This window comes from Cryobacterium sp., assembly GCF_025463825.1.
Lineage (GTDB): Bacteria > Actinomycetota > Actinomycetes > Actinomycetales > Microbacteriaceae > Cryobacterium.
This window is the reverse complement of sequence record NZ_JAODBG010000143.1, coordinates 1-21132: the sequence shown is the minus strand read 5'-3', so window position 1 is coordinate 21132 and position 21132 is coordinate 1. Positions and strand designations below refer to the sequence as shown.

The window sequence follows — 21132 nt, the reverse complement described above, 5'->3', positions numbered from 1 at the left end:
ACCTCGGGGCCCAGCTGGAAGCTAGGCGCCCGCTACCATGTCGGCGAAGCGCGAGTAGTGGCCGTGGAAGGCCACCGTGACCGTGCGGGTGGGGCCGTTACGGTGCTTGGCCACGATCAGGTCGGCCTCGCCGGCGCGCGGGTTGTCTTTCTCGTACGCACTCTCGCGGTGCAGCAGGATCACCATGTCGGCGTCCTGCTCCAGCGATCCGGACTCGCGCAGGTCGGAGATGGCGGGCATCTTGTCGGCGCGCTGCTCAGGGCCACGGTTGAGCTGGGAGAGGGCGATCACGGGAACCTGCAGTTCCTTGGCGAGGAGCTTGAGCGCCCGGGAGAACTCGCTGACTTCCTGCTGGCGGGATTCGACCTTCTTGCCCGAGGTCATCAGCTGCAGGTAGTCGATCACGACGAGCTTGAGGCCCACGCGCTGCTTGAGCCGACGGCACTTGGCGCGGATCTCGACGAGGGTCATGTTGGGGCTGTCGTCGATGTAGAGCGGCGCGTCGTTGATGCGGCCACGGGTGGCGGCGATGGTGGTCCAGTCGCGCGCCTCCACGTTGCCCTTACGCATGCTCTGCAGGGGCACGGAGGCCTCGGCGGCGAGCAGTCGCATGGCGATCTCGCTGCGGCCCATTTCCAGGGAGAAGAAGATGCTCGGCATGTCGTGGTGGATGGAGGCCGCCCGCGCGAAGTCGAGGGCGAGCGTGGACTTACCGAGGGCGGGCCGGGCGGCGACGATGATCAGCTGGCCGCCGTGGAAACCGTTGGTGAGCTCGTCCAGGTCGGCGAACCCGGTGGGTACTCCGGTGAACTGGCCGTCCTTGAGCTTGGCGGCTTCGATGTCTTCGATGGCGGCCGTGACGGCATCCGTCAGCGGAACGTAGTCCTCGGTCTCGGTGCTACCCGTGATGGAGTAGATCTCGGCCTGGGCCGTGTTGACCAGGTCGAGCACCTCGCCCTCGCCGGCGTAGCCCATTTGTGCGATGCGGGTACCGGCGTCGACGAGCTTGCGCAGCATCGACCGCTCGGCGACGATCGTGGCGTAGAAGCCGGCGTTGGCCGCCGTGGGGACCAGGCTCGTCAGGGTGTGCAGGTAGTCGGCGCCGCCGGCCCGGGAGATCTCGCCGAGCTTGGTGAGTTCGTCGGTGACGGTGATGACGTCGGTGGGTTCACCCTGCGCGTACAGCGAGAGGATCGCATCGAAGATGATCTCGTGCTTGGGAACGTAGAAGTCGGCGGCACGCACCGTCTCGACCACGTCGGCGACGGCGTCCTTGCTCAGCATCATGCCGCCGAGGGCGCTTTGCTCGGCGAGGAGGTCGTGCGGCGGGGTGCGCTCACTGTGACGAGGCTCTGAGGCGCCGCGGTAGTCGGAGCCGCGTTGGTCTGAGCGTTGGTCGGCCAAACCCAGGTGAGCTATCGACACGCCGAGCCTCCTCGTGTTGGTGTGGTTCAGGTGTATCAGGAGCCGCTGACAGGAACGGTCCGGCACGCAGGCAGGGTGTGGATGTACCCGCTTGCCCACCCTAGAGAGAGTCACCAGCCCCGCCAAACCAGCCTGTGGATAACCGTGTGAATAATCTGCGCGAAACGCCGCGTGACTTGTGCACAACCTGTGCACTCGCCTGTGGACAACTAACGAGTATGTGCAATTAAACCGCGTCTGACCGGCAATAACTGTTGTGCACAGGGGTGTGAAGAAACTAGTTTCAGTGCTCGGTTGAATGTTGATGAAATAGGTGGACACCTGTGCACAAAGGGGTATGAAGAAGGGATGCATCGGCACCGAAACGGTGGTCGCGCGCACGGCTGTTCGTTAAAAAGGTGTGGCGGCGGTTCCCGGAGGAACCACCGCCACACCTGGGGAGATGAACGACTACTTCGCGGCAACAACCTGAAGGTTGATGGTCGCGCTGACCTCGTCGCGCAGACGAACCGTCGCAGTGTGCTCACCGGTCGCCTTGATCGGGCTGAGCTCGATCTTGCGCTTGTCGATGGCACCGAGGCCGGCCGCGGCGACCGCGTCGGCCACGTCGGTGGTCTTGACGGAGCCGAAGAGGCGTCCGCCGGCGCCGGCCTTGACGACCAGCTTGACCTTGGTGTTCTCAAGGGAGACCTTGAGAGCCTGGGCCTCTTCGAGGGTGGCGTGCTCGCGGGCGACGCGGGCGGCCTTGATCTGCTCGATCTGCTTTTCGGCACCGCGGGTCCACGCAACAGCGAAGCCCTGGGGGAGAAGGTAGTTACGAGCGAACCCGTTCTTGACATCAACGATGTCACCGGGGGTACCGAGGCCGGAGACCTCGTGCGTCAGAATCAGTTTCGACATGTGAGGGCTCCTTACCGGCCTGAGCCGGCGTAGGGCAGCAAGGCCATTTCGCGGGCGTTCTTGACGGCGCGCGCGATTAGGCGCTGCTCCTGGACGGAGACGCCGGTGATGCGGCGGGCGCGGATCTTTCCACGCTCTGAGATGAACTTCCGAAGAGTGGGGACATCTTTGTAATCGATGACACCAACCCGGATCGACTTCGCGGGAGCGGCGTTCTTGCCACCCTTTGCACCGCGGAGCGGCTTGCGGCGGTCGCCGCTCGACTTTCCAGCCATGATTTCCTTACTTTCTTAAACGTTGTGTGCAGCCGTCAACCGTGAGGTTCGGCTTAGAAGGGGGTCTCGTCGCTGAAGTTACCCGGGGTGTTCCAGACATCTCCGCCGCCGGTGTTGGCTGCGGGGGCGCTGGGGGCCCAGGGCTCGTCGTTACCCTGCTGCTGCGCGACGGGCGCGCCGCCGCGGGGAGCAGAGGACGACTGCGCGCGGGTGAGGGAGGCGGTGGCGTAGCGCAGCGAAGGACCGATTTCGTCGATCTCGAGCTCCATGCTCGTGCGCTTTTCACCTTCCTTGGTCTCATACGAACGCTGCTTGAGACGCCCGGAAGCGATGACACGGGAACCCTTGGTCAGTGAACCGGCCACGTGTTCGGCGAATTCACGCCAAACGCTCGCGCGCAGGAACAGTGCCTCGCCATCTTTCCACTCGCTGGTCGCACGATCGAAGTTGCGCGGAGTGGAGGCAATGGTGAAGTTGGCTACCGCCAGCCCGTTCTGCGTGTAACGCAGTTCCGGATCGCTGGTGAGGTTGCCCACCACGGTGATTACGGTCTCGCCGGCCATGGGCTACTTGTCGCTTGCCTTGTCGGCGTCTGCCTCGGCAGGAGCGTCCACGGCGGCCGGAGCTGCCGGGGCAGCTGCAGGCTTGGCGGAAGCGGCGACCTTGGCAGCGGGCGCTGCGGCAGGAGCGTCGGCCTTGACCGGAGCAGCAGCAGCCTTCGGGTTGGCTGCCTTGCGGGCGGCCTTCTCGGCGGCAAGCTTGCTTGCGACGGCAACCTGGGCGATGCCCTCTTCTGCGCGAAGCACCTTGGTGCGCATGACGGCTTCCGACAGCTTCAGCTGACGGTCGAGCTCGGCAGTTGCTGCGGCGTTTGCGGTGAAGTCGACGACGGCGTAGATGCCCTCGGCCTTCTTGTTGATCTCGTATGCGAGACGGCGGCGACCCCAAACATCAACCTTGTCAATGGTTCCGCCATCGTTGCGAACAACGTTGAGGAACTTGTCAAGGCTGGGAGCTACGGTGCGCTCATCGATCTCGGGATCGAGGATAACCATCAGTTCGTACTGGTGCATGACTAACCCACCTCCTTCGGACTAAAACGGCTGCAGTATTTCTGCAACAGGAGGGTTGTGCATGTGTTGAAGGTGGAGGCCGGGATCCGGCACACAGACAACCTGCCAAGACTACTGGAATCGTGGCTCGTCCGCCACCATCCCTCCCGATGCCCTCCGCACCGGAGCTCTTCTCCCACTTGCCCCCATGCGGACGATTTGCTCCGCTGTGCCGGGGCAGCTCGTCCGTTTCGGGGCAACTCACGGCCCGGGCGCGCGGTCACTGGCCGGGCCTCAGGCCGGCATGCAGTAGCAGGGCACGCAGGCGCTCCGGTCGGAGCGCATCAGCCCAGAGCCAGCGGACCACCATTGACCGGCCATGCGCACGCAGCCGGTCTTCCCGACGTTTCTCAGCCCAGACGATCTCCTCGACCGTGCGCCCGCCCATGAACTCACCTCTGGTGTATTTGACTTCCCCGTCGAACTCACCGAGCACCGGGAGGCGTTTCACGTGGAACCGTCGCTTCCAACGGAAGTCCACCCGGTCCTCACCGAAGGCGTGGTGGTAGACCGCCTGCAGGTCAGGCATCGGCATCCCCGCCAGCAGGAAGCCCGAGCGGCTCAGGGATTCCCCGACGGAGCCCGAGCGCGCATCCGCGAAACCCACTGCCTGGCGGGCGCGGCGGGTGCCTCGCCTGGATCCGAGTTGCAGCACCCGCTCCATGACCTCGTCGCGGCGGATGGCGGGCAGCACTCGCCCGTCCGGCACGACGAAGTTCTCCTGGATACCGGCGTCGAGGCTGATCACCGCGGAGCGGAACGGCTGACTCCGCGCGAGATCCACCAGGGTTCGCAGCCGGGTCGTGACGAGCAGCCCGCCGACCTCGGAAACGTCGTCGTCCGGCAGTGGATCGTGATGCCAGGCGATCCAGTTCTTCGAGCTGCGCGTCTGGGCGCTGCCGCCCTGTAGGTGGACCTCCGATGGCCAGGCCCCGAGGATGGGCAGTCCCCAGACCCGCGCGGCAGACAAATGGCTCACCACGGGCCGCGATTGCCGGGACAGCACCGCCGAGTGAATCCGCATCAGGTAGCGGGCATCCGCGTCGGCGCTCGACCAAATACTGCTCGGGACATAGACGCCCCGGCGGAGGCGCTCGGTCGCACCGCTTCCACGCTCCCGGCGCAGGGCACGGCCGTCGTGGCCGAGTCGGTCTCGGGTCAGGTGCAGCGGGGTGGCCGCCAGATCGTCATGGTCCATGGCGACGAGCCTGCGCGGTCGAGCGTCCTACGCGACCGGCCAGGTGCGCCGTCCTGCACAACCAGCTGGCGTCGGCCCTGTGGAGGAGGGGCGCACCGTCGCGACTTGCTCCGTCGCGGACGAGTTGCCCTGCTAGAGCGGGGCAAGTGGTCCGCAGATGGGCAACTCGGCGGAGGGGAGAGTCGGCGGAGGGAGAGTCGGCGGAGGGGAGGGGTCAGGCTCCGCGGGCGGCCCACCAGGTCTGCAGGCGGCGGGTGGCTTCCTCGGTGCCGAGCGGGCCGTCGTCGAGGCGCTGCTCCAGCAGGTAGCGGTAGGCCTGACCGACCTCACGTCCTGGCTTGATCGCCAGGATCGCCATGATCTGCTCGCCGTCCAGGTCCGGGCGCACGGAGTCCATCTCCTCCTGGGCCGCGAGTTCGCTGATGCGCTGCTCGAGGTCGTCGTAGGCGAAGGCGAGCCGGTCGGACTTGCGGCGGTTGCGGGTGGTGACATCGGCCCTGGTGAGGATGTGCAGGCGCTCCAGCTGGTCGCCGGCATCGCGCACGTATCGGCGCACGGCGGAGTCGGTCCAGGCCCCTTCTGTGTAACCGAAGAACCGCAGGTGCAGTTCCACCAGTCGGGACACGGCGGAGATCGTGTCGTTGTCGAACCGCAGGGCGCGTAACCGCTTCTTGGCCAGCTTCGAACCGACCACGTCATGGTGGTAGAAACTAACGACCCCGCCGGGCTCCAACTTGCGGGTCGCGGGCTTCCCGATGTCGTGCAGCAACGCCGCCAGGCGCACCACGAGGTCGGGTTCAGTCAGGGTCTGGCGGCTGCGCTCGTAGCCGATCGCCTGGTCGAGCACCGTGAGGGTGTGCTGGTAGACGTCCTTGTGGTGGTGGTGCTCGTCGACCTCCAGGCGCAGGGCGGGGATCTCCGGCAGCACGATGGCGGCCAGCCCGGACTCCACCAATATTTCGATTCCGGCGCGGGGATTGGCCGAGCGCAACAACTTGCCGAGCTCGTCACCCACCCGCTCCGCGGAGATGATGGTGATACTGCCCGCCATGGCCGCCATGGCAATGGCGGTGTCCATCTCGAGGGAGAACCCCAGCTGGGCGGTGAACCTGGCCGCGCGCATCATGCGCAGCGGGTCGTCACCGAAGGAGATCTCGGGTGCCGTCGGCGTGCGCAATACCCCGTTGAGAAGGTCATCGATGCCGTTGGACGGATCGACGAGAGCAACCTGGGGCAGCCGCAAGGCAAGGGCGTTGACGGTGAAGTCCCGCCGGAGCAAGTCGTCGTCCAGGCTGGTGCCGAACACCACGTCGGGCCGCCGGGTCTGGCCGTCATAGCTGTCGGCGCGGTAGGTCGTGATCTCGACCTTCTCACCGGCGATCTGGGCGCCGATGGTACCGAACGCCCGACCGATGTCCCAATGCGCCTCCGCGATCGGCTTGACTATCGCCAGGATCTGATCCGGTGTGGCGTTGGTCGTGAAGTCGAGGTCGTTGGTGACCCGATCGAGGAAGGCGTCGCGGACGGGGCCGCCGACCAGGGCCAGTTCGAAACCGGCCTGGGCGAAGGTATTCGCCAGTCGGGACACCGTGGGGGAGGCAGCCAGGTCGCCCAGTCGTGCGAGGGCTGCCGCGACGCTCTGCATGACCCCATGGTAGTTGCTCGCCCGCGCCGGTCGTTTCGGTCGCTCGGGCCCTGGAGGGTTCTCCCGCGTCAACGCCGTAGAATCCCGTACATGGTGGCCGATCCGAATCACGCGCGTCGGCCCGCGCTCCCCAAAGCCCGACGGCGCATCCGGCTCGCCCTGCTCTGTGCACCCTTGGCCCTGCTCACCGTCCTGGCCGGCTCCGGCCCGGCGGCCTGGGCTGCGACCCCGACCGGCGCAACCGCCGCATCCGTGACGGCGGCGACGGATGAGGACACCGTCACCCTCACCCTCAGTCCCAGCGGCTCATCGGTCCTGCGCATCGACCAGCCGCTACAGCTGACCGTGACGGTCGCCAACGACACCGCCACCGCGATCCCGACCGGGACCGTCGAGGTGTTCCTGGCCGAACGCGCCCTCGCCACCAGGTCCGCCCTCAACGACTGGCTCGATCCCGACGAGGACAGCGACTTCGGCGACCTCATGACGAGCGTGCCCCTGGCGGAGCCGGTGCCGGCGCACAGCACCGTGAGCGTCGCCGTCAATGTGCCCAGCGACTCACTCGGTCTCTTCGAGTGGAGCCCGTGGGGTCCCCGCGGCATCGCGGCATCGCTCAGCTCCGACGAGACAGTCCGGGCCTCTGACGAGTCCACCTTCGTCTGGTACCCCGATACCAGCGAGTCCACTCCGCCCGCAGTAACCCCGGTAGACCTGGCCATCGCGATGCCGATCACCACGCCGGCCTCCAGCACCGGGCTGATCAGCGCGGACGACCTCACCACCTATACGGCGGATGCCGGCGTCCTCACCCGGCAACTCGACGGAGTTCTCAACCGGCCCGTGGCGATCGCGATCGATCCGATGATCATCGCCTCCATCCGGGTGCTCGGCACCTCAGCGCCGGCCTCGGCGGTCGACTGGCTCAACCGTCTCGCATCCGCCGACAACAACATATTCCCACTCGGGTATGCGGATGCCGACCCCGCACTCGCCGTGCAAGCAGGCGCCTCCGCCCCGCTCACACCGACCTCGCTGGCCTTCGCCACCGATCCATCCCTCTTCGTGCCGACCCCACCAGACGCTCCGCCCGCCACCGACGGCGAAACCGCCGACCCTAATATTCCATCACCGACATCTACCCAGGAGCCGCCTCCGGCTGAAGGTGGTACCGCCCCCACCCTCGGCCAGCTGCTCGCCTGGGACTACACCACGACAGCCATCGCCTGGCCCGCCGACAACGCCGTCGCCCAGGCCGACCTGAGCGCGTTCTCCGCCGCCGGCCTGACCAGCACCATCCTGGCGTCCGGCAATGTCGCCGACGACGATACGGTGGCCACCTCGGCTACCACCGTCGACCTGGGCTCCGACCAGGTCGGGCTCGTCGCCGACACCGGCATCTCCCAGGCGCTGCGCCGCGCTGTGACGGCCACCACCGAGGCAACCTGGCGGGGAGCGATGGCCGAACTGTCCTCCCAGGTAGCGATCGTCGCCGCCTCGAATCCGGATGCGGCCCTGACGCTGCTGGCCACCATGGACCGGGGTTGGCCGCCCACCGCCGCTCGACTCAGCCAGACTCTCGAAAGCCTGGCCAACCTGCCCTGGTACGCGCCAACCACCCTGACGGCTGCTGCGGCGACCACGGTCTCGACCGACGTGAGCTTCGTACCGCACGCCGAGCCCGCCGCCAGCATCGACCTCGCCAGTCGCCTGATCGACCGGGAGGCCGAGGTGGTCGAGTTCGCCGGCGCCCTGGCGGACCCGAACGCCATCACTGCCCCGAACCGGCTCGCGCTTCTCGGCCTGCTCGCCACCTCGTGGCAGTCGACCCCCGGCGACTGGCGCGCCGCTGTGGGCGATAACCTGGCCGCCTCCCACGAGGTGCTGAAGTCCGTGACCGTGAGCACCACCGGCCCCATCAACGTGGTCGGTAGCAAGGTCGACATCCCGATCACCCTGAACAACGCCCTGAACCAGGCCGTCACCGTACGCGTCCAGGTGGTTCCGTCGAATGGCCGGCTCGTGGTCGGCAACGATGTCGAGACCGTCCTGGATGCCGACTCCGCCAAGGCGGTTTCGATCCCGGTGACCGCGGCCGTCGGTAACGGCGCCGTGACCCTGCGCGTGACCCTGTTCACCCCTGCGGGGGCGTCCATGGACCAGCCCTCCCTCATCTCGGTCAACGTGCGAGCGGACTGGGAGGGCATCGGTTCACGCATCTTCGCCGCCCTCGTCGTGCTGTTCTTCGGCTTCGGTGTGTGGCGCAACATCGTGCACCGCCGACACGACCGGGCCCAGGCGGCACGCGATGAGGCCGACCACGATGATGACGGCGGCGCCGGTCCGGATGCCCCACCTAGCGGTCCGATCGACACCATCCCCGATGGCGCCGCTCCGGTGACACCCGCGACCGCCGAACCCGACGACACCCCGGCGGCCCCTCGTGGCTAGCGGCGTCGGCCGTGCGAGCGCGATCCTCGCGTCCGGAACGCTGGTCTCCCGGTTGCTCGGCTTCCTCAAGGTCATTGTCTTCGCGCGGGTGATCGGCCAGTTCGGGCAGAGCGCCGACGCGTTCGCCCTGGCCAATCAACTGCCGAACACGGTTTACACGATCGTGGCCGGCGGAGTGTTGACAGCGGTGCTCGTACCTCAAATCGTGCGCGCCAGCCTGCACGACGATGGTGGCACGGCGTATATCAACAAGCTCGTCACCCTGGCGTTGGGAATCCTGGCCGTCACGACCCTGATCGCCAGCCTGCTGGCGCCCCTGATCACCAGGTTCATCGGTTTGGGCTACTCACCGGAGCAGATGTCGCTGGCGATCGCGTTCGCCTATTGGTGCCTGCCGCAAATTTTCTTCTACGGCCTGTACACCGTGCTGGGTGAAGTCCTCAACGCCCGCAAATCGTTCGGACCGTTCACCTGGGTTCCCGTGATCAACAATGTCATCGCGATCGGCGGGCTGCTGGTGTTCATGGCGCTGTTCGGCGCCGACCCACTGGGGCAACGACTGGCCACTGAGTTCACTCCGGGGATGATCGGCATCCTCGCCGGCAGCGCCACCCTGGGCGTCGTGCTGCAGGCGGTGGTGCTGTATTACTTCTGGCGGCGAATCGGTTTGCGCTACCGGCCTGACTTCGCGTTCCGAGGCGTCGGCCTCGGCGCAGCCGGAAAGATGGCCAGCTGGACCTTTGGCATGCTGCTGCTCACCACCGTTGCGGGGATCATTGAGACCCAGGTGGTGTCGGGCGCTTCCGGCAAGGATGCGTCGACAGCGGTGCTCAGCACGGCCTGGTTGATCTTCATGTTGCCGCACTCGATCATCACGGTCTCAGTCGCCACGGCGTACTTCACCCGGATGAGCGAACACGCCTCGCGTGGCGACACCGAGAAGCTCCGAACTGACGCGTCATCCGCCATCAGGGGGACCACACTGCTGATCGTGCTCGCCAGTGCGGTCATCATGGTGTGCGCGTATCCGTTTGCGGCGGTTTTCGTACACGAGAGCTTCGCCCAGACCCAGGCCATCGGCAATGTCATCATCGCCTACCTTTTGGGCCTGGTCGCGTTCTGTGTGCTCTTCGTCGTGCAGCGCACGTTCTACGCCCTCGGGGATACCCGCACCCCGTTCTTCTTCACTCTCTTCCAGGTTGTGCTCGTGGTCATCGGCGTGCTTGGCTGCACTCTTCTTCCTCGCGAATGGACCGCGTTCGGTATCGCGCTGGTCGTTACCGTGTCCGGCGTCATGCAGGCCGTCCTGGCCGCGTCATTGTTGCGCAAGAGACTCGGTGGCATCGACGGCCGCCGTATCCTGCGGAGCATGGCGAAGTACGTCGTTGCCGTCATCCTGCCCGTCGCCGCGGGGCTCGGTCTCCTCGTCGCTCTAGGCGGCACCCGCGAGGACGGCTTCGCCATCTCGGGAATCGCACCCGCCATCGTCGCCATGATCGTGATCGGACTGGTCATGTCCGGGCTGTACTTCGGCCTCCTGCTCCTCATGCGCAGCACCGAGTTGCACGACTTCCTCGCCCCGCTGAAGGCTCGGTTCCGCCGCTAGGCCCGTCCGCTAGGCCCATCCGGTGCCCAGCCGGCTGGCGAGTCCATGCTGAACGACGGCTGTGCAGCAAGGTGGCGGGCCCGACGGCGTGGAATACCATCCGATTAGGATGTGTTGTACCCGAATGTGAGGCGCCGAAGGGCGTCTCTCCCATTGATTTCAAGGAGTCTCCGCGTGCGTCAGGTCATCATCATCGGTTCGGGTCCCGCTGGCTTCACGGCGGCCATCTACGCGGCGCGGGCGAACATGAAGCCGCTCCTGATCGCCAGCTCGGTCGAGGCCGGCGGTGAACTGATGAACACCACCGACGTGGAGAACTTTCCCGGCTTCGCCGACGGCATCCAGGGACCGGAGCTGATGGCCAAGATGCAGGAGCAGGCCGAGAAGTTCGGCACCGAGGTCATCTATGACGACGTCACCAACCTCGAGTTCGGCGACACCGTCAAGTCGGTGACCCTCGGCAACGGCGAGAAGCACGAGGCCCTGGCGATCATCTTCGCCACCGGCTCCGCGTACCGCAAGCTGGGCATCGCCGACGAGGAGCGTCTGAGCGGCCGGGGCGTGTCCTGGTGTGCGACGTGCGACGGCTTCTTCTTCAAGGAGAAGGTCATCGCCGTCATCGGCGGCGGCGACTCCGCCATGGAAGAGGCCACCTTCCTCACCCGCTTTGCGAGCAAGGTCTACATCATCCACCGCAAGGACACCCTGCGCGCCTCTAAGATCATGCAGGAACGCGCGCTGTCGCACCCGAAGATCGAGTTCGTCTGGAACACCGAGGTCGTCGGCATCGACGGTGAGGACGCCGTCGAGGGCCTGCGCCTGCGCGACACCGTCAGCGGTGCCGACAGCAGCCTCGCGGTGGGCGGCCTGTTCGTCGCAATCGGTAACGATCCGCGCACCCACCTTGTGCACGACCTGCTCGACCTCACCAGCGAAGGCACCATCGCCGTCGCCGGACGGTCGTCCCAGACCAGCCAGGCCGGTGTGTTCGCCGCCGGAGACGTCATCGACCCCACGTACCGCCAGGCGGTGACCGCGGCCGCCAGCGGTACCGTGGCGGCCCTGGACGCCGAGCACTACCTCGCCACCCTCCCCGAAGATTTGCTGGCCGCGGCCGGCGACCCTGAATTCGCAAGCGTCACCAACTAAGGAGCCCCACATGTCAGCACGCGCCGTCACCGACGCCACCTTCGACCAGGAAGTCATCAACAACGAGAAGACGGTCCTGGTGGACTTCTGGGCAGAATGGTGTGGTCCGTGTCGCGCTGTCAGCCCGATCCTCGACCAGATCGCCGCTGAGAACTCCGACAAGATCGACATCGTCAAGCTCAATGTCGACGACCACCCGGCATTGGCCGCGAAGTACATGATCACCTCCATCCCCGCGATGAAGGTCTTCCAGAAGGGCAAGGTCGTCAAGACCGTCATCGGCGCCAAGCCGAAGCCCGCCCTCGAAGCCGACCTGGCCGCCTACCTCAAGTAGCCGCGGCAGGTTCGAACGAACCCCACACCCGCCCGGCACACGCCGGGCGGGTGTTTTCGTGTATTCGGCGCCGGTGCGGACAGCGCGGGCGCCACCCCATACGATTAAGGCCTTACCAGAACGGATATGACGTGACAGCGATAGGCACCCCCCAGGCCGGCAACAACCTCGACCCGTGGTACCACCACTACGCCGAGCGAGCCGCCGCCCTGCGCGCCTCCGAGGTCCGCGCCCTGTTCGCAGTCGCCTCCCGCCCCGAGGTCGTCTCCCTGGCCGGTGGAATGCCCTATGTCGCGGCCCTGCCGCAAGACCTCGTGATGGGCGCTCTGGAGAACGTCATGCGAAAGCAGGGCCCTGTCGCCCTGCAATACGGCTCCGGTCAGGGCGTTCCCTTGTTCCGGGAGCAGATCCTGGAGGTCATGGCACTCGAAGGCATCCGGGCCAACGCCGATGATGTCGTCGTCACCACCGGCTCCCAGCACGCCCTCGAACTGGTCAGCAAGCTCTTCCTCGACCCCGGTGACGTCGTCATCTCCGAGGGACCCAGTTATGTCACCGCGATGGTCATCTTCAAGTCCTACCAGGCGGATGTCGACCATGTTCCGATGGACGAGCACGGCATGATCCCTGAGGCCCTGCGGGAGCACATCAGCCGACTCAAGGCTGACGGCCGCACGGTCAAGTTCCTGTACACGATTCCCAGCTTCCACAACCCGGCCGGGGTCACCCTCAGCTGGGCCCGCCGCGTGGAGATTCTGGAGATTGCCCGCCAGAATCAGATCCTGGTCCTCGAGGACAACCCCTACGGGCTGTTGTACTTCGACCAGAAGGCGCCGGACGCCATGCGTTCGGTCGAACGCGAGGGAGTGATCTACCTGGGGACATTCTCCAAGACCCTCGCGCCCGGATTCCGGGTGGGCTGGGCGCTCGCCCCGCACGCCATACGGGAGAAGCTGGTGCTCGCCAATGAGGCCGCTGTGCTCTCCCCCAGTTCGTTCAGCCAACTGGTCATCTCCGAGTACCTCTCGACCGCGGACTGGAAGGGCCAGATCAACACCTTCCGGGGGGTCTACCGGGAGCGCAAGAACGCGATGCTCTCGGCACTGACCGAATACCTGCCCGAACTCACCTGGACGAACCCGAACGGCGGGTTCTACGTCTGGCTCACCTTGCCGGAGACCTTGGACTCCAAGGCCATGCTGCCCCGCGCCGTCAAGGAGCTCGTGGCCTACACGCCGGGCACCGCCTTCTTCGCCGACGGTCAGGGCCGGCAGAATATGCGACTCTCGTTCTGCTATCCAACACCGGACCACATCCGACTCGGTATCCGGAGGCTTGCCACCGTTATACATGATGAACTCGAGTTGCTGGACACCTTCGCCGGCACCGGCTCGTTGTCACCGGCGCACGACGGCCGGCGTTTCGGCGCGCCACCGCCCAACAGTAACTAAAATCCATTTCCTCTCGCCTCAACCCCAAGGAAACCCCTGATCATGAGCGAATCCGATCTTCTCGATATTGTGGTTCTCGCTGGCGGAATCTCGCATGAGCGAGATGTCTCCATGCGGAGCGGTCGCCGCGTCGCCGACGAGTTGACGGGCCTCGGCCACACGGTCACCGTTCTCGACCCGCAGTCCGGGCTGCTCGCCGAACTCGCGCGCCGGCAGCCCGACGTGATCTGGCCGGTCTTGCACGGTGCCACGGGCGAAGACGGTGCCCTGCTGTCGTTGCTGGAAACGACCGGGATCCCGCACGTGGGACCACGCGGGACCGCCGCAGGCCTGGCGTGGTCGAAGCCGACGGCCAAGGAGCTTGTGCGCCGGGACGGCTTCGCCACGCCCGCCTGGATCGCGCTCTCGCGGGAGACCTTCCGTGATCTCGGTGCCGCGAGCGTATTGGAGCACATTGTGAGCTCGCTCGGCACCCCGCTTGTCGTCAAGCCCGCCCAGGGCGGCTCAGCCCAGGGGGTCACCATCGTCGACACGGCAGCGGCCCTCCCCCGCGCCATGGTGGATGCGTACACCTACGCCGACACCGCCCTGGTCGAGTCCAAGATCGAGGGGACCGAGCTCGCGGTCACCGTCATTGACACCGGAGACGGCCCCGTCGCACTTCCCGCGGTGGAGATCGTGCCGGTCAGCGGTGTTTTCAGCTTTGAGGCGCGGTACAACGCCGGCGAGACCCTGTTTTTCACGCCGGCACGCATCGCCCCCGAGGTGGCCCAGAGGGTCGCAGATACCGCGGTGGCAATCCACAGCCTGCTGGGGTTGGCCCAGCTCTCCCGCATCGACTTGATGGTCGACGCCGCGGGAGTGGCCTGGTTCCTCGAAGCAAATGTGCTCCCCGGACTCACTGAGACGTCCCTCGCGCCCCAATCCATCGAGGCGTCGGGGGAATCGCTCGGTTCCGTTTACGCCGCCCTGGCCCGCGCTGCGTCCGTCAGTCTCCAGTAGTACACGGGATGATTCACGTGAAACATCCCTTCGTGAGCACCACGTCCTCCCCCGCCGCTATCGAACACCGGCGCCACGAGTGACGCCTCCCCCTGGACCGCTCTGGGGGCTATGTTTCACGTGAAACACTCCGGTTGAGTGCCCGGCCAGACGCTATCCCCGCCTCGAACTCCCCGTCGAACCGGGCTACAAAAGTGCGATGTTTCACGTGGAACACCAGAATGTACAGCTCTAGGGCGGCACACACGGTGTCTTCGGCCCGTTACGGAGCAGAATGCGGGCGTGAACACCACCGAATCTGCGTCCACAGGGGCCAAGGCGTCAAGAATGAGGCAATCTGCAATTTGATATGCGCTGCGGGGTTACCCCCCCCAGGCACAGGGGGAAGACGCGCGCCTCCGGAGTCGCGTGGATCGCAGGAGACGCGTGAGCAGGACGCGATGCCGGCCCGCGTTCCCGTGCGGACGTTGAGTGCGCACATATCACGGGAGGCCTGCGTCGATGTCACTCCGCTCGCACAGTGGCCCCGCGGGGTGCTGAGGTCCGAACGCTCACCCATCTCGACAGACGTTTCACGTGAAACATCGGTGTCTGGACTGGTCACGGACCCTGTCGCGCGTTCGCGTCCGGACGGAGAGCAGACTCCGCAGAACGTTTCACGTGAAACATGTGTGAATAGCACACCGTTTCGACACGCCAGAAGCCCTTCTAAGAGCCCACGCCGTGCCCGCGACTCGATCCCCACGCCCGGCTGTGGGGCGAATCGCGCTCTGAGACCGACGTTTTCGGCTCGAAGCACGCCCTGCAGTGGTCCGAGGTGTCCACACGCGACAACTGGGGCAGGTCAGAAGGGGGAGCTCCGCATACTGGGCCGTCGCCAGCGGAGGAGATGGGAGTGCTACCCCGAACCGTGAGCTGCCGGCTCGACGCCACAACTTCTTCACCGCCCTCATCACTGCATTGGACCAGGTTCGGGCCCAATAATGTTTCACGTGAAACACCACGGCCCCTCGACGCGGCCTGCCACTCTGAGAATCTGCGGACAACGGTTTGGGCGTAATCCGGCCGCCCAGCGCGACGTCGCGGATGTTTCACGTGAAACGCTCACCCGCGCCGTGTCGCTGCTACGGCTCCGGCCGGCGCAGACAGGCGACAGACGGTCAACCGGCGGTGTGACATAACCGCCAAGGTGGCTAAAACGCACCCCGTGCACGGCCATATCCCTGACGTTCGAGGAAGCAATGCGCAGAATAGCCCGCAATCGCAGGGAGGCCGGCCGCTTGTGCCCCCAGTCCGGCCCCGCCCGTCCGAACTTGCGGCCCTTAGGATCGCTCCTGACGTTGCGAAATAGTCCAAAATAGCGCTGTTTCACGTGAAACATCCGGCTACTGAGCCTGAGTCGGACTAGTTAAACGGCAAGGAAATGCGTTCGCCGCGCTAAGCACGCCCACGAGCGCCTACGTTTCAGAAACATATAGTTTAGGAACTTGCGCCGAAGCCTGGCTGCCCGAGCACACCGAGAATACGATTCAGGTCACCTATCGTCGCGAAATCCACTGTGATCTGGCCTTTTCGTGCGCCGAGGTTGATCTTGACCCGGGTGTCGAGTCGATCGCCGAGGGTTTCCGCGATCTCATTGAGGTGTCCTTGACGCTGGCCGGGTACGGGCTTGACCGCAACCGGCCTGGGCCCGGCTGCAGCCGCGGCCTCGGCAGCACGAACCGACAGGTCCTCGTTCACGATCTTGTCGGCCAGGCGAAGCATGCCGTCCAGGTCGCCGACGGACAAGATGGCCCGCGCGTGGCCAGCCGACAGGACGCCGGCGGCCACCCGAAGCTGAACCGACTCGGGCAGCTTGAGTAGACGCAGGGTGTTCGTGATCTGCGGACGTGAACGACCGATGCGGCTGGCCAGCTCTTCCTGCGTGATCCCGAAGTCAGACAGCAGCTGCTGGTAGGCGGACGCCTCTTCGAGCGGATTCAGCTGAGCGCGGTGCAGGTTCTCCAGCAGGGCGTCGCGGAGCATGTCGATGTCGGCAGTATCGCGGACGATCGCCGGGATGCTGTCGAGGCCGACCTCTTTGGTGGCTCGCAGCCGGCGCTCACCCATGACCAGCTCGTACTTCCCCGGCCGATCGGGGAGTGGCCGCACCACAATGGGCTGGAGTACGCCCACTTCGCGGATGCTGTGCACCAGTTCCGCGAGCTCGTCTTCGTCGAAGACGCTTCGCGGCTGGACGGCGTTGGGCACGATGTCCGCGGGATCCAGGTGTGCCAGACGCGCACCCGGTACGGGCAGGAGCTCCGTCGCTGAAGCTTCCTCAGGAAACGGGTCGGTCGCCACGACGGACGGGACAGTATCAGCACCACGCGCGGCAACGGCAGCGGGGGAGGCCCCGGCGGTTCCCTCGGCGTGCGGGACCTCGTTGTAGGGGAAGAACACGTCGACGGGTCGCGCCTGGGAGGGGTTCTCCTGAACCGGGATCAGCGAGCCGATACCCCGGCCCAGCCCTGTACGTTTCGCCATTACTGCTCTTCTCCTGTTGGTGGGGCGCCCCTGCGGGCGATCTCTGCCGCTGCTTCGAGGTAGGAGAGGGATCCTGCCGAGTTCAGGTCGTAGCTGACAACGCTCTGCCCGTAGCTGGGTGCCTCTGACACCCGCACGGACCGCGGAATCAGGGTGTTGAGCACCTGTTTCGGGAAGTGATCCCGCACGTCCTGTGCCACCTGATTGGCCAGGTTCGTGCGGCTGTCATACATGGTCAGCAGAATGGTCGACACGACCAGGTTCGGGTTGAGGTGCTTTTCGATCAGCTCGATGTTCTTGAGGAGCTGACTCAGTCCCTCGAGGGCGTAGTACTCGCACTGGATCGGAATCAGGACCTCGCGGGCGGCAACGAACGCGTTGATGGTGAGGAGCCCCAGCGACGGCGGGCAGTCGATGAACACGTAGTCATACGGGTCCGTCATTTCCTTGATGTGCAGGTCCAGCGCTCGACGCAGGCGCTGCTCCCTAGCCACGAGGGAGACCAGTTCGATTTCGGCGCCGGCCAGGTGGATGGTGGCGGGAACGCAGTAGAGGGCGCCGAATTCCGGACTCTTCTGCACGACATCCACCATCGGCAGGTCGTTGATGACCACGTCATAGACGCTGGGCGTCTCCGCCCGGTGTTCGACACCGAGTGCGGTGGAAGCGTTACCCTGCGGGTCCAGGTCGATCACCAGCACGCGTGCGCCCTGGCGAGCCAGCGCGGCGGCCAGGTTCACAGCGGTGGTCGTCTTGCCGACTCCGCCCTTCTGGTTGGAGATGGTGATCACGCGGGTGCTGTCCGGTTTGGGCAGGCGGTCGGCGGCAATGAGCTGACGACGACGGGTCAGGTCTGAGATCTCCCGGGCCAGAGGAGTGTCGAGGCCGGAGCCGGGGGAGCCGGCCTGCTGGTCTTCGCCAGGTTGTTTCACGTGAAACCTTTGCGTTCGACGATTGATGAGCCACCCGGATCAGAGCGTTCCCGGGGGAAGGAGCGCCGCCTGGGACTACTCCACTGTAGCCCTAATGACCCGGGTAACGTCCTGCAGCACGCCCTCGCCGAGCGTAAGAACCTCGACATTCCGCAGCCGGAAGCGAGTGATGGCCTTCGCGGCGTTGTTGATTTCACCGGCCGCGCCGGCACCCTTCATCACCACAAGCTCCCCGCCGGGTCGCAGCAGCGGTGCGGTGAGCGGAATCAGCGTCTTGAAAGCGCTTACAGCGCGAGCGGTGACCTGATCCAACGGTGTGTTCAGGCGGATGTCTTCAGCACGGGCACGCAGCACGGTGGCGTTCGTCAGACCGAGCGCCGCAATCTGGCCGGTCAACCACGCCACCCGCCGCTCCATGGGCTCGATCAGCACGAACGAGACGTCGGGCCGGGCGATCGCGAGAACCAGGCCGGGCAGCCCGGCGCCCGATCCGACGTCCCCAACGAGACCAGGACGCAGCAGTGGCGCCACGACGACGCAGTTCAGGATGTGGCGGCTCCATAGCCGGGGCAGCTCCAGCGGTCCGATCAGCCCGAGCTCCTCGCCCTGCTCGGCCAGATGCCGGGTGAACTCGCGTGCGACGTCGATGCGATCGCCGAAGAGCTGTGCGGCAACGACCGGTTCGGCCTCGAGAGTGTCAACCATAAACGGAGCGGGTTTACGCGGCGGTGATGACGGTGTGACGGTCGCGGCCTTCGCCCCGGGACTCGGAAACGAAGCCGCGCTCGGAGACGATGTCATGCACGAGTTTGCGCTCGTACGACGACATCGGCGGGAGGGAAGCCTCCGTTGCACCGCCTTCGATACGTTCGATGGCCCGGCCGACCAGATCGGTCAGCTCGCCCTGGCGCGCTTCGCGGGACCCACCGATGTCCAGGATTAGCCGGGAGAACGACCCGGTCTTGTTCTGAACGGCCAGGCGGGTGAGCTCCTGCAATGCATTGACGGTGTCCGGCTTGGACAGCAGGCGCAGATTGCCCGGTTCCGAGGAGTTCACAGAGAGATAGGCACGGCCGTTGCGGGCATCGATGTCGATGTCACCGTCCAGATCGCAGATGTCGAGGAACTCCTCGATGTAGTCCGCGGCGATGTCGCCTTCCTGCTCCAGCTGGTCGATGGTCGGCGTGGCCGGTACCACGTCCTCCGCGGCGATAACGTCAGTGTTCTCAGTCACGTTGTCCATCCCTCTTACTTCTTGGGGCCGGTCTGCTTTTTGGCACGGTTCTTGCCGAGCGGCTGTTGGCGCTGGGCCGGCTTCTTCGCCTCGTCGACGACGATGATGTCGCCATCCGTCGCGATAAGCTTGCCCTTTCGGGCGAGGCGCTCCTCACGGGCCTTGGCCGCCTCGCTGCCCGGGGTGGGCATGTTGCGGATGACGAGGAACTGCTGCGCCATCGTCCAGATGTTCGAGGTGAGCCAGTAGAACATAACGCCGAGCGGGAAGGCCACACCGGAGAAGGCGAACACCAGCGGCAGCAGGTAGAGCATGATCTTCTGTTGGCGGAACATCGGGCTGGCCTTGGTCTCCGGCGACATGTTCTTGGAGACGATCTGCAGCTGGGTGATGAACTGCGAGGCGGTCATCAGCACCACCATGGTGGCGGCGATGATCATCACCGAGAGGTTGAAGTCCGATCCGGCGGTCCACAGCGCCCACTGCTGGGCGAAGGTGTCATGCAGCGGGGCCACCCCGAAGAGGGTCGCGTTTCCAAAGCTCGTGGCCAGGTCCTGGTTGAGCGGCCCAACGCCCGCATTGGACTTCTGGGCGTCATTGAGCACCGAGAAGAGGGCGAAGAAGATCGGCATCTGCAACAGCAGCGGAAGGCAGGAGGCCAGCGGGTTGGTGCCCGTGCGCTTGTACAGTTCCATGGTCTCGCGGGACATCGCCTCGCGGGAGAACTGGTCTTTCTTACCCTTGTACTTGTCCTGGATCTTCTTCAGCTGCGGGGCAACCTCGAGCATCTTGCGCTGGCTCTTGATCTGCCGGACGAAGATGGGAATCAGCGCGGCGCGGACCACGAGCACGAGGCCGACGATGGACAGCACCCAGGTGAGGCCATCGTTGTAGCCCATGCCCAGGTTGGAGAACAGCCAGTGGAAGGCGACGAGCAGAAGCTCCACGGCCCATTTCAACGGCCAGAGAATAGTGCCTATGAGGTCCATACGTGCGGGTCAGCCCTTTCCGTGGCTAAAGGAACTACAAATCCAAACGACGTCACCGTGAAGCGACGACGCTTTTTCAGGGGAACATCATCGATTCCGCCTTCAGCCCAAGGGTGGCAACGCAAGACCCGGCGTGCGGCGAAAAATGAACCGACGATCAGGCCATATTCCTGAACAGCGCCGAGGGCGTACGCCGAACACGTGGGGTAATACCGGCAGACATCACCGTATAACGGTGAGATTACCGCGCGATAGACACGCAACAGCACGATCCCCGCATTTCTGGGGAGAAGATACAGCGTGACCATCATCCTCTTCATCGGCCGCGTTGGCCTGTGAGGAGTGCATTCGACAGCTCCGCGCGCAGAACCGGCCAGCTTGCGCTCACCGATGCGGGCAGGGCCCGAAAAACGATCTCGGTCCCGGCTGGAACGCCGGGAAGAAGATCGAAGCTTGCCGCCTTCATTCGACGCCTGATCCGGTTTCGCACCACAGCGCCGCCGACGTTCTTGGCGACGATGAACCCGAACCGCACCGGAGCGGGTTCCTGGGTTCGCCGAAGGTACGCCACTGTGTGCGGGCCGACGACCCGCACACCTCGTCGAACGACAGCCTTGTAGTCGCTCCCGCTCGTGATGCGATTGGCGTGAGCGAGCACGGGAGTGTTTACGCGGAGAGTTCGGTGCGACCCTTGCGGCGACGTGCACCGAGGATGGCGCGGCCGGCGCGAGTGCGCATGCGAAGGCGGAAGCCGTGCACCTTGGCGCGGCGGCGGTTGTTCGGCTGGAACGTTCTCTTGCTCATTGTTCAATCTCCACGTATTGGATCTCCGCAGGCCTAAACGAGCGGCCGGGAAAGAGTGAGGTAGCCCACGGGCTGGGGTCAACTGATTAAAACTACGGCTTC

Annotated in this window: 20 protein-coding genes and 1 pseudogene; 6 read left to right on the top strand and 15 right to left on the bottom strand. The window is 65.4% G+C overall.

Annotated features, from left to right (window positions below):
• Positions 1-21: 21 nt before the first annotated feature.
• The 7 genes and pseudogenes from dnaB to JWP54_RS17300 all read right to left on the bottom strand — a co-directional run bounded on the left by dnaB (position 22) and on the right by JWP54_RS17300 (position 6555).
• Positions 22-1425 carry a replicative DNA helicase gene (gene dnaB, locus JWP54_RS17330; RefSeq protein ID WP_297374785.1) on the bottom strand — a complete coding sequence of 468 codons (1404 nt, stop codon included), beginning with the start codon at positions 1423-1425 and terminating at the stop codon, positions 22-24.
• A gap of 450 nt (positions 1426-1875) precedes the next feature.
• Complete coding sequence (gene rplI / locus JWP54_RS17325) at positions 1876-2325, bottom strand: 50S ribosomal protein L9 (RefSeq protein WP_297374782.1); 450 nt, start codon at positions 2323-2325, stop codon at positions 1876-1878.
• Between the two features lie 11 nt (positions 2326-2336).
• Positions 2337-2600 (bottom strand): 30S ribosomal protein S18, encoded by a 264-nt coding sequence (rpsR, locus tag JWP54_RS17320; RefSeq protein ID WP_035835236.1) that lies wholly within the window; start codon positions 2598-2600, stop codon positions 2337-2339.
• Between the two features lie 53 nt (positions 2601-2653).
• Complete coding sequence (locus tag JWP54_RS17315) at positions 2654-3163, bottom strand: single-stranded DNA-binding protein (protein WP_088457765.1); 510 nt, start codon at positions 3161-3163, stop codon at positions 2654-2656.
• A 162-nt stretch (positions 3164-3325) separates the two neighbouring features.
• Positions 3326-3673: pseudogene (rpsF, locus tag JWP54_RS17310) on the bottom strand (30S ribosomal protein S6); the annotation flags it as partial.
• Between the two features lie 259 nt (positions 3674-3932).
• The gene (locus JWP54_RS17305; protein ID WP_297374763.1) at positions 3933-4910 is read right to left on the bottom strand and encodes a hypothetical protein; all 978 of its coding nucleotides are present in this window, start codon (positions 4908-4910) and stop codon (positions 3933-3935) included.
• Positions 4911-5124: 214 nt separating this feature from the next.
• Positions 5125-6555 (bottom strand): CCA tRNA nucleotidyltransferase, encoded by a 1431-nt coding sequence (locus JWP54_RS17300; RefSeq protein ID WP_297374760.1) that lies wholly within the window; start codon positions 6553-6555, stop codon positions 5125-5127.
• A 90-nt stretch (positions 6556-6645) separates the two neighbouring features.
• Between JWP54_RS17300 and JWP54_RS17295 the strand changes: the two genes are divergently transcribed.
• The 6 genes from JWP54_RS17295 to JWP54_RS17270 all read left to right on the top strand — a co-directional run bounded on the left by JWP54_RS17295 (position 6646) and on the right by JWP54_RS17270 (position 14545).
• A complete protein-coding gene (locus tag JWP54_RS17295; RefSeq protein ID WP_297374757.1) occupies positions 6646-9003 on the top strand; it encodes a DUF6049 family protein in 2358 nt (785 codons plus the stop codon).
• Positions 8996-10609: a murein biosynthesis integral membrane protein MurJ gene (gene murJ / locus JWP54_RS17290; protein WP_297374754.1), complete on the top strand. Its 1614-nt coding sequence runs from the start codon at positions 8996-8998 to the stop codon at positions 10607-10609. Before JWP54_RS17295 ends, murJ begins: the two co-directional genes overlap by 8 nt.
• Before the next feature lie 174 nt (positions 10610-10783).
• Positions 10784-11758, top strand: a complete 975-nt coding sequence (gene trxB / locus JWP54_RS17285; protein WP_297374749.1) for a thioredoxin-disulfide reductase — start codon at positions 10784-10786, stop codon at positions 11756-11758.
• Between the two features lie 10 nt (positions 11759-11768).
• Positions 11769-12092: a thioredoxin gene (trxA, locus tag JWP54_RS17280; RefSeq protein WP_297374746.1), complete on the top strand. Its 324-nt coding sequence runs from the start codon at positions 11769-11771 to the stop codon at positions 12090-12092.
• Positions 12093-12223: 131 nt separating this feature from the next.
• Positions 12224-13543, top strand: a complete 1320-nt coding sequence (locus JWP54_RS17275; RefSeq protein WP_297374743.1) for a PLP-dependent aminotransferase family protein — start codon at positions 12224-12226, stop codon at positions 13541-13543.
• A gap of 42 nt (positions 13544-13585) precedes the next feature.
• The gene (locus JWP54_RS17270; protein ID WP_297374739.1) at positions 13586-14545 is read left to right on the top strand and encodes a D-alanine--D-alanine ligase; all 960 of its coding nucleotides are present in this window, start codon (positions 13586-13588) and stop codon (positions 14543-14545) included.
• 1479 nt (positions 14546-16024) lie between these two features.
• Here JWP54_RS17270 and JWP54_RS17265 read toward each other — a convergent pair.
• From JWP54_RS17265 to rpmH, 8 genes are all read right to left on the bottom strand, one after another.
• The gene (locus JWP54_RS17265; protein ID WP_297374736.1) at positions 16025-17071 is read right to left on the bottom strand and encodes a ParB/RepB/Spo0J family partition protein; all 1047 of its coding nucleotides are present in this window, start codon (positions 17069-17071) and stop codon (positions 16025-16027) included.
• Positions 17071-18003, bottom strand: coding sequence for a ParA family protein (locus JWP54_RS17260; RefSeq protein WP_297374732.1), 933 nt, complete (start codon positions 18001-18003; stop codon positions 17071-17073). The genes JWP54_RS17265 and JWP54_RS17260 overlap by 1 nt, the downstream gene beginning before the upstream one ends.
• Positions 18004-18078: 75 nt before the next feature.
• The gene (gene rsmG / locus JWP54_RS17255; RefSeq protein WP_297374729.1) at positions 18079-18708 is read right to left on the bottom strand and encodes a 16S rRNA (guanine(527)-N(7))-methyltransferase RsmG; all 630 of its coding nucleotides are present in this window, start codon (positions 18706-18708) and stop codon (positions 18079-18081) included.
• Positions 18709-18721: 13 nt separating this feature from the next.
• Positions 18722-19246 carry a R3H domain-containing nucleic acid-binding protein gene (locus JWP54_RS17250; RefSeq protein WP_297374726.1) on the bottom strand — a complete coding sequence of 175 codons (525 nt, stop codon included), beginning with the start codon at positions 19244-19246 and terminating at the stop codon, positions 18722-18724.
• Positions 19247-19251: 5 nt separating this feature from the next.
• Complete coding sequence (yidC, locus tag JWP54_RS17245; RefSeq protein WP_297374723.1) at positions 19252-20226, bottom strand: membrane protein insertase YidC; 975 nt, start codon at positions 20224-20226, stop codon at positions 19252-19254.
• The gene (gene yidD / locus JWP54_RS17240; protein WP_297374811.1) at positions 20214-20534 is read right to left on the bottom strand and encodes a membrane protein insertion efficiency factor YidD; all 321 of its coding nucleotides are present in this window, start codon (positions 20532-20534) and stop codon (positions 20214-20216) included. Before yidD ends, yidC begins: the two co-directional genes overlap by 13 nt.
• Positions 20535-20542: 8 nt before the next feature.
• The gene (gene rnpA / locus JWP54_RS17235; protein WP_297374720.1) at positions 20543-20884 is read right to left on the bottom strand and encodes a ribonuclease P protein component; all 342 of its coding nucleotides are present in this window, start codon (positions 20882-20884) and stop codon (positions 20543-20545) included.
• Positions 20885-20892: 8 nt separating this feature from the next.
• Entirely contained in the window at positions 20893-21030 is a 138-nt protein-coding gene (gene rpmH, locus JWP54_RS17230; protein ID WP_010204566.1) for a 50S ribosomal protein L34, read from the bottom strand.
• Positions 21031-21132 lie beyond the last annotated feature (102 nt).

What these genes read in the sequence shown, in the direction of transcription:
- rplI (WP_297374782.1), bottom strand. Translation starts at nt 2,325, where the DNA reads ATGTCGAAACTGATTCTGACGCACGAGGTCTCCGGCCTCGGTACCCCC.
- rpsR (WP_035835236.1), bottom strand. Translation starts at nt 2,600, where the DNA reads ATGGCTGGAAAGTCGAGCGGCGACCGCCGCAAGCCGCTCCGCGGTGCA.
- JWP54_RS17315 (WP_088457765.1), bottom strand. Translation starts at nt 3,163, where the DNA reads ATGGCCGGCGAGACCGTAATCACCGTGGTGGGCAACCTCACCAGCGAT.
- JWP54_RS17305 (WP_297374763.1), bottom strand. Translation starts at nt 4,910, where the DNA reads ATGGACCATGACGATCTGGCGGCCACCCCGCTGCACCTGACCCGAGAC.
- JWP54_RS17300 (WP_297374760.1), bottom strand. Translation starts at nt 6,555, where the DNA reads ATGCAGAGCGTCGCGGCAGCCCTCGCACGACTGGGCGACCTGGCTGCC.
- JWP54_RS17295 (WP_297374757.1), top strand. Translation starts at nt 6,646, where the DNA reads ATGGTGGCCGATCCGAATCACGCGCGTCGGCCCGCGCTCCCCAAAGCC.
- trxA (WP_297374746.1), top strand. Translation starts at nt 11,769, where the DNA reads ATGTCAGCACGCGCCGTCACCGACGCCACCTTCGACCAGGAAGTCATC.
- JWP54_RS17270 (WP_297374739.1), top strand. Translation starts at nt 13,586, where the DNA reads ATGAGCGAATCCGATCTTCTCGATATTGTGGTTCTCGCTGGCGGAATC.
- JWP54_RS17265 (WP_297374736.1), bottom strand. Translation starts at nt 17,071, where the DNA reads ATGGCGAAACGTACAGGGCTGGGCCGGGGTATCGGCTCGCTGATCCCG.
- rsmG (WP_297374729.1), bottom strand. Translation starts at nt 18,708, where the DNA reads ATGGTTGACACTCTCGAGGCCGAACCGGTCGTTGCCGCACAGCTCTTC.
- JWP54_RS17250 (WP_297374726.1), bottom strand. Translation starts at nt 19,246, where the DNA reads ATGGACAACGTGACTGAGAACACTGACGTTATCGCCGCGGAGGACGTG.
- yidC (WP_297374723.1), bottom strand. Translation starts at nt 20,226, where the DNA reads ATGGACCTCATAGGCACTATTCTCTGGCCGTTGAAATGGGCCGTGGAG.
- yidD (WP_297374811.1), bottom strand. Translation starts at nt 20,534, where the DNA reads ATGGTCACGCTGTATCTTCTCCCCAGAAATGCGGGGATCGTGCTGTTG.
- rpmH (WP_010204566.1), bottom strand. Translation starts at nt 21,030, where the DNA reads ATGAGCAAGAGAACGTTCCAGCCGAACAACCGCCGCCGCGCCAAGGTG.